The 6,242-nt window shown below is 69.7% G+C and carries 5 protein-coding genes; 1 reads left to right on the top strand and 4 read right to left on the bottom strand.

All coding sequences use genetic code 11. From position 1 onward, the window contains the following. The first annotated feature begins 252 nt into the window (after positions 1–252). A complete protein-coding gene (locus FV228_RS17910) occupies positions 253–630 on the top strand; it encodes a 4a-hydroxytetrahydrobiopterin dehydratase (protein ID WP_147855868.1) in 378 nt (125 codons plus the stop codon). A 15-nt stretch (positions 631–645) separates the two neighbouring features. Here FV228_RS17910 and FV228_RS17905 read toward each other — a convergent pair whose 3' ends face one another. The 4 genes from FV228_RS17905 to FV228_RS17890 all read right to left on the bottom strand — a co-directional run. Further along, a complete protein-coding gene (locus tag FV228_RS17905) occupies positions 646–867 on the bottom strand; it encodes a hypothetical protein (RefSeq protein WP_147855867.1) in 222 nt (73 codons plus the stop codon). Positions 868–1,047: 180 nt separating this feature from the next. Next, positions 1,048–4,113: an efflux RND transporter permease subunit gene (locus FV228_RS17900; protein WP_147855866.1), complete on the bottom strand. Its 3,066-nt coding sequence runs from the start codon at positions 4,111–4,113 to the stop codon at positions 1,048–1,050. A gap of 22 nt (positions 4,114–4,135) precedes the next feature. Then, a complete protein-coding gene (locus FV228_RS17895) occupies positions 4,136–5,236 on the bottom strand; it encodes an efflux RND transporter periplasmic adaptor subunit (protein ID WP_147855865.1) in 1,101 nt (366 codons plus the stop codon). Next, positions 5,233–6,242: efflux RND transporter periplasmic adaptor subunit (locus FV228_RS17890; protein ID WP_147855864.1), on the bottom strand; the 1,010-nt coding region annotated here is incomplete at its 5' end. The genes FV228_RS17895 and FV228_RS17890, both read right to left, overlap by 4 nt.

Raw genomic sequence — 6,242 nt, 5'->3', positions numbered from 1 at the left:
CCCGCAGGCCGAGGCCGCCGAGCAGGCCGCCGGCGAGCATTGCGCGCCGTGACAGCATCACGCCTTCTCCCATCGTATTGTGCGGTCTTGGAAGATCGCAGACTTGGGCGCGGACTTGTCCTGACGCCATTGGAAAATGGTCATAGGGCCCGCATGGCGCTCCGTCCACCGGGGCCGGCGCCCCTGCGCGCTTGCGCACCGCCGACGGCGCGGGCACCCTCGAACTTCGACGGGATGAAAAGGACGAGGCGAATGAGCGAGCGGCGCGAAGGCGTTCTGGACGAGGCGGCCGTGGAAGCGCGGCTCAAGGCCGAGCTGCCGGACTGGCGGCTGGAGGACGGCTGGATCCGCCGCACCTACAAGACGGCGGGGTGGAAGGGCACGCTCATGGTGATCAACACGGTGGGTCACCTCGCCGAGGCCGCCTGGCACCACCCCGACATCACCGCGTCCTACGCCTGGGTGGAGGTGCGGTTGATGAACCATGCGGCCAAGGGCATCACCGAAAAGGACTTCGCCCTGGCCAGGAAGATCGAGGAGGTCGTGTCCTGGCAGCCGGCGCTGGAGGGGCAGGGTCTGGAGGGCACGCCGTCGGATCCGCGCTTCGCCTACATCAAGTACGAGAAGTAGCGGACCCGGTCCCGGTCACTGCGGCTCCTTCACCCGGCGGCACTCGGTCTTGAGGTAGGCGGACTTGCCGATCTCGTCGCGCCGGTCAGTGCGGGCGATGATCTCCTGCCAGCCGGTGGCGCAGCCGAGCTCGTTGGCGACGCGGACCTTGCGCACCTCCAGCGCTTCGGCATCGGTGCAGGCCTCCTGGGCGATCCCGTTCGCGCAGACCAGGACGACGGCGATGAAGGCGTTCATGCGGGCGGTGCTCCTCGGCTCCAGGCCCGCTTACGCGCGGGAACAGCCCGGAGTTTCCGCCCGCGGCGCGGCGGGCGCGCGGGGAAACGATTCACGGTCGGCCCGCCCTGAGGGGGCGGAGGGGCGGGCCGACCGCTCATCGCAGCGTGAGGACACGCTGCGATCCGTGATGCCGGACGCTCAGGCGCTCTGCGCCGCGGGCCGGTCGCGGCTCTCGGGCCGGATCCGGTAGCAACCGACATAGAGGGCGGGCAGGAACAGGAGCGTCAGGAAGGTCGCGGCCAGGATGCCGCCGATCATGGCGAACGCCATCGGTCCCCAGAACACCTCCCGGGCGATCGGGATCAGGCCCAGGCTCGCCGCGGCGGCGGTGAGCAGGATCGGCCGCATCCGGTGGTGGGTCGCCTCGTAGACCGCATCCCAGGGCGCCATGCCCTCGTCCCGGAACTCCTCGATCTGGCTCACCAGGATCACGGCGTTGCGGATGATGATGCCGATCAGCGCCAGGATCCCGAGGATCGCCACGAAGCCCATCGGCTTGTCGAACAGCAGCAGCGCCGGCACGACGCCGATCAGCCCGAGGGGCGCTACGGTGAAGACCAGCAGCATCCGCCCGACGCTCTGAAGCTGGACCATCAGCAGCAGCGCCATGGTGAGCAGCATCACCGGAACCACCGCGGCGATCGGGCCCTGTCCCTTGGCCGATTCCTCGACCGCGCCGCCCGTCTCCAGCGCGTAGCCCTCGGGCAGGGCCTTCGCGTAGGCGTCGATGCCGGGCTGCAGGGCGGTCACGATGGTGGCCGGCTGCGTGGTGTCGCGGATCGTGGCCCGCACCGTCACGGTCGCCAGGCGGTTCCGACGCCAGACGATCGGCTGCTCCAGGTCGTAGCCGATCCGCGCGAAGGACAGCAGCGGCACGACGGAGCCGTTCGCGAGGCCGACCTGCAGGGATTGCAGGGTGTCCAGCGACGACCGCTCGGCCGCCCGCGCCCGCCCGACGACGTTCACGAGGTAGATCGAATCGCGCACCTGGGTGATCGCCTGGCCGCCCTCGATCCCGTTGAGGATGCCGGCGATGTCCTGGCTGGTGACGCCGAGCTGGCGTGCCTTGTCCTGGAGGATCTCGGCCCGCAGGACCTTGCCCGGCTCGTTCCAATCGAAGGTCGGCACGTCGAGGCGCTTGTCGGCGGCGACCACGTTGCCGAGGTCGAGGGCGAGGCGGCGCACCGTCTCCATGTCCGGGCCGCTGAGGCGGTACTGGACCGGGCGCCCGACCGGCGGGCCCAGGCTGAGCGGCTGGATCAGGACATCGGTGCCGACGAAGTCGCGCCGGCCGATCGCCTGCAGTCGCGCCATGACCTGATCGCGGATCTCCAGGGATTTCGTCACGACCACGATCTGGCCGTAGAACGCGTTGGAGAGCTGCTGGTCGAGGGGCAGGTAGAAGCGCACGGCGCCCTGGCCGACATAAGACGACCAGCTCGTCACGTCCGGATCGTCCTTCAGCTTCGCCTCGAACCGGTCCATCTGCGCCTTGGTCTCGGCGATGGTGGCGTTCTGGGGCAGCGTCAGGTCGACGAGCACCTCGGAGCGATCCGAGGACGGGAAGAACTGCTGCTGGACATGGCCCATCCCGACGATGGCCGCCGCCATCAGCGCCAGGCAGAGGACCACCGTGGTCCAGCGCCAGGCCATCGCGAGCTTGAGCATCACCAGGAACAGGCGGGTGAACAGCCCACGCTTCTCGGCATGGTGCTTCACGGTCTTCGGCAGCAGCGTCACGCCGATCAGCGGAGCGAAGAGAACGGCCACCACCCAGGAGACCAGCAGCGCGGCGGCCAGCACCACGAACAGCGAGTAGGTGTACTCGCCGGCTCCCGAACCGTTGAAGCCGATCGGCAGGAAGCCCGCCACCGTCACGAGCGTGCCCGTCAGCATCGGGAACGCCGTCGAGGTGTAGGCGAAGGTCGCCGCCTTCCGCAGCGTGTCGCCCCGCTCCAGCCGGGCGACCATCATCTCCACCGTGATCATGGCGTCGTCGACGAGGAGGCCGAGCGCGATGATCAGCGCGCCGAGCGAGATGCGCTGGAGCGTCACGTCCATCAGCTGCATGACCACGAAGACGATCGCCAGCACCAGCGGGATCGACACCGAGACCACCAGTCCGGCGCGCACGCCGAGGCTCACGAAGCTGACCGCGAGCACGATCACCACGGCCTCGACCAGCGCCTCGGTGAAGCCGCCGACCGCGTGCTCGACCTGCTTGGGCTGATCCGAGACGAGGTGGACGCCCACGCCCACGGGCAGCGTCGCCTCGATCCGGCGCATCTGCGCCTTCAGGGCCTCGCCGAAATGCAGCAGGTTGGCGCCCGGCCGCATCGCGATGGCGAGGCCGATGGCGGCCTTGCCGTCGACCCGGAACATCGGGGCGGGCGGATCCTCGTAGCCGCGGCTGATCTCGGCGATGTCGGCCAGCCGGAAGAACCGGTCGTTGACCCGCAGGTTCACGTCCTGCAGCGACGCCTCCGACGTGAACGACCCGCTGACCCGCAGCGACACGCGCTCCGGCCCGGCCTGCACCACGCCGGAGGCCGACACCGCGTTCTGGGCCTGAAGCGCCTTGATCAACGCCTGGAAGTCGATGCCGTAGCCGGCGAGCTTGCGGGTCGAGAAGTCGAGGTAGATGGTCTCGGCCTGGGTCCCGATCAGCTGGGTCTTGCCGATGTCGGGGACCCTGAGCACCTCCGTGCGGATGCCCTCGACGTAGTCGCGCAACTGGCGGTAGGTCAGCCCGTCAGCCGTGAAGGCGTAGATGTTGCCGTAGACGTCGCCGAACTCGTCGTTGAAGAACGGGCCCTGCACCCCGTCCGGGAACTGCCCCTTGATGTCGCCGAGCCGCTTGCGGACCTGGTAGAAGGCCAGCTGGACCTCGGACTTCTTCAGCGTGTCGCGGAACTGCACGAACACCGTGGACGAGCCCGGCGTCGTGTAGCTGCGGACGTAATCCAGGGCGTTGAGCTGCTGCAGCTCCTTCTCGATCCGGTCGGTGACCTGATCGATCGTGTCCTTGATCGTGGCGCCCGGCCACGTCGTCTGCACGACCATGGTCTTGATCGTGAACGGCGGGTCCTCCTCGCGGCCCAGGCGGCTGTAGGCCATCACGCCAGCCACGAGCGAGACCGCCATCAGGAACCAGACGAACGAGCGGTGCCCGAGCGCCCAGTCGGAGAGATTGAAAGCCTTCACGGGAAACCCTTGTCCGACCGGCTCAACGGGCATCGTCGGTCAGGCGCACGGCCTGGCCTTGCTGCAGGGCGTGGACGCCGGCGACGACGACGCGCTCGCCCGATTCGACGCCGTCACGGATGGCGATGCGCTCGGCCTCGACCGTCTCGACGGTGGAGGCCAGGGTCACGTCCCGGCGCGTCACGGATTGTCCGGCCCCGTCGACGACCCAAACCGAGCGGCGCGGGCCGTCTTCCAGCAGCGCGGCGGCGGGCAGGAGGACGTGGCGCGGCACCTTGCGGGAGAGCGCAACGTCGATCGTCGCACCCAAGCGGAAGGCCGGGCCGGGAGCGTCGAGCGTGATGCGGATGCGCCGGGACCGCGTCCCGGCCTCGGCGAGCGGCGCGATCTCCCGGATGCGGCCCCGGGCCGTCAGCTCGGGCGCGCTCTGGAGCGACACCGTGAAGACCCCATCCGCCGGCAGCGCGCCGACATATTGCTCCGGGATGTCCACGACCGCCTCGCGGATCTCCGGCCGGGCGACGGTGACGACGCCCTGGCCGGCGCTCAGCACCTGACCGATTTCGGCGAGGCGCTGGGTGACGACGCCGTCGAACTCGGCCTTGAGTTCCGTGTAGCCCATCTGGTCCCGGGCCTTCTGAAGGCTCGCCGCCGCCTGATCGAGCCGCGCCTTCGCGGTGTCGCGCTTGGCCACGGCCTGATCGAGGGTCGCCTGCGAGACGTTGTTGCCCGACATCAGCCGCCGGGCGCGCGCCTCGGCGGCGTCCGCGTTCTCGGCCTGCGCCCGGGCATCCGCGAGGTCGGCCTCGGCCCGGGTCAGGTCGAACCGCGTCACCACGGTGTCGAGGGCGGCCAGCCGCTGCCCCTTGGTGACGATGTCGCCGACGGTCACGTCGCGCGCGATCATCCGGCCGGGGATCTGGAAGCCGAGCTGGGATTGGTAGCGGGGCTCGACCGTCCCCGCGAACGGGCCGAACATGACGGCGTCCTTCGGCACGGCGACCTGCGTGAGGACCGGCCGCACGGGCGCAGGCGCAGCCTCCGCGTGCTCGTCATCGTGTCCGCCGCATCCGCCGAGAATCACGGCACAGGCGGTGAGGGTCAGAACCACACGCGTGTTCATGGGTTGCTCTCGACGAGGTTGGCAGCAACCTCCTGCCCGGGACGCAGAAATTGGATACCTGCGATCACGATGCGCTCGCCCGGCTCGATCCCGCCCTTCAGGGCGATGACATCCGGCCCGTATTTGTCGATCTCCACCGCGCGGACCGACACGGTGCGCTTGCCGGGATCGTAGACCCAGACCGCCGGGCGACCGCCGTAGCGGTAGAGCGCGGACCAGGGCAGGATCACCGCATCGTGCGGCGCGAACCGCCCGTGGCCGATGACGACCGCGCCGAGCCCCATGGCCGGCGGCGTCTGTTCCAGGCCGATCTTGACCCGTACCGTGCCGCTCGACGCATCGACCGTCGGCGAGATCTCGCGGACCGTGCCGTTCACCGAGATCGACGGGTTGGTCTGAAGCGTGACCGTGATGGTCTTGTCGCCCGGCGGCCGGGCGGTCAGCGATTCGTAGACGTTGAACACCGCATCCCGGGGGCCGTCCTGCGCCAGCACCAGGACGGTCTGGCCGGACTGGACCACCTGGCCGACCTCGACGCTGCGGCTCGTGACGATCCCGGAGATGCCGGCGCGCAGCTCGGTGTAGGAGAACTGTTCTTGCGCGGTGCCCAGCGCGGCCTTGGCCGAATCGACCGCGGCCTGCGTGGTGCGCAGTTCCTGCTCGGCGTTGTCGTAGCTCGGCCGCGTCGTGTACCCGCCGGCCAGGAGCTGCTTCTGACGCTCGAACGCCATCTTGGCCTGGGTCAGCAGCGCTTCGGCCGAGGCCAGCGCGGCCTTGGCGTTGTCGAGGTTCGCCCGCTGGGTCAGCGGCTCCAGCACCGCGAGGACCTGGTCGGGCTCGACGTGGTCGCCGACCTCGACCCGCCGTTCGGCGACCTTGCCGTTCGTCCGGAACGAGACGTTGACCTGTGCCTGGGCCTGGATGTCGCCGGTGAGCACGACCTCGGAGGCGACCGGCGTACGCCGCGCCGCGACGATCCGGACCCGCACCAGCGCCGAGTCGGGCG

It is taken from the genome of Methylobacterium sp. WL18, assembly GCF_008040015.1.
In the GTDB taxonomy this organism is placed as follows: Bacteria; Pseudomonadota; Alphaproteobacteria; order Rhizobiales; family Beijerinckiaceae; genus Methylobacterium; species Methylobacterium mesophilicum.
Note: the sequence above shows the minus strand (reverse complement) of the source record. Positions and strands in the feature narration are given on the sequence as shown.

Coding starts and splice junctions, on each gene's coding strand:
- FV228_RS17910 (WP_147855868.1), top strand. CDS start 253: ATGAGCGAGCGGCGCGAAGGCGTTCTGGACGAGGCGGCCGTGGAAGCG.
- FV228_RS17905 (WP_147855867.1), bottom strand. CDS start 867: ATGAACGCCTTCATCGCCGTCGTCCTGGTCTGCGCGAACGGGATCGCC.
- FV228_RS17895 (WP_147855865.1), bottom strand. CDS start 5,236: ATGAACACGCGTGTGGTTCTGACCCTCACCGCCTGTGCCGTGATTCTC.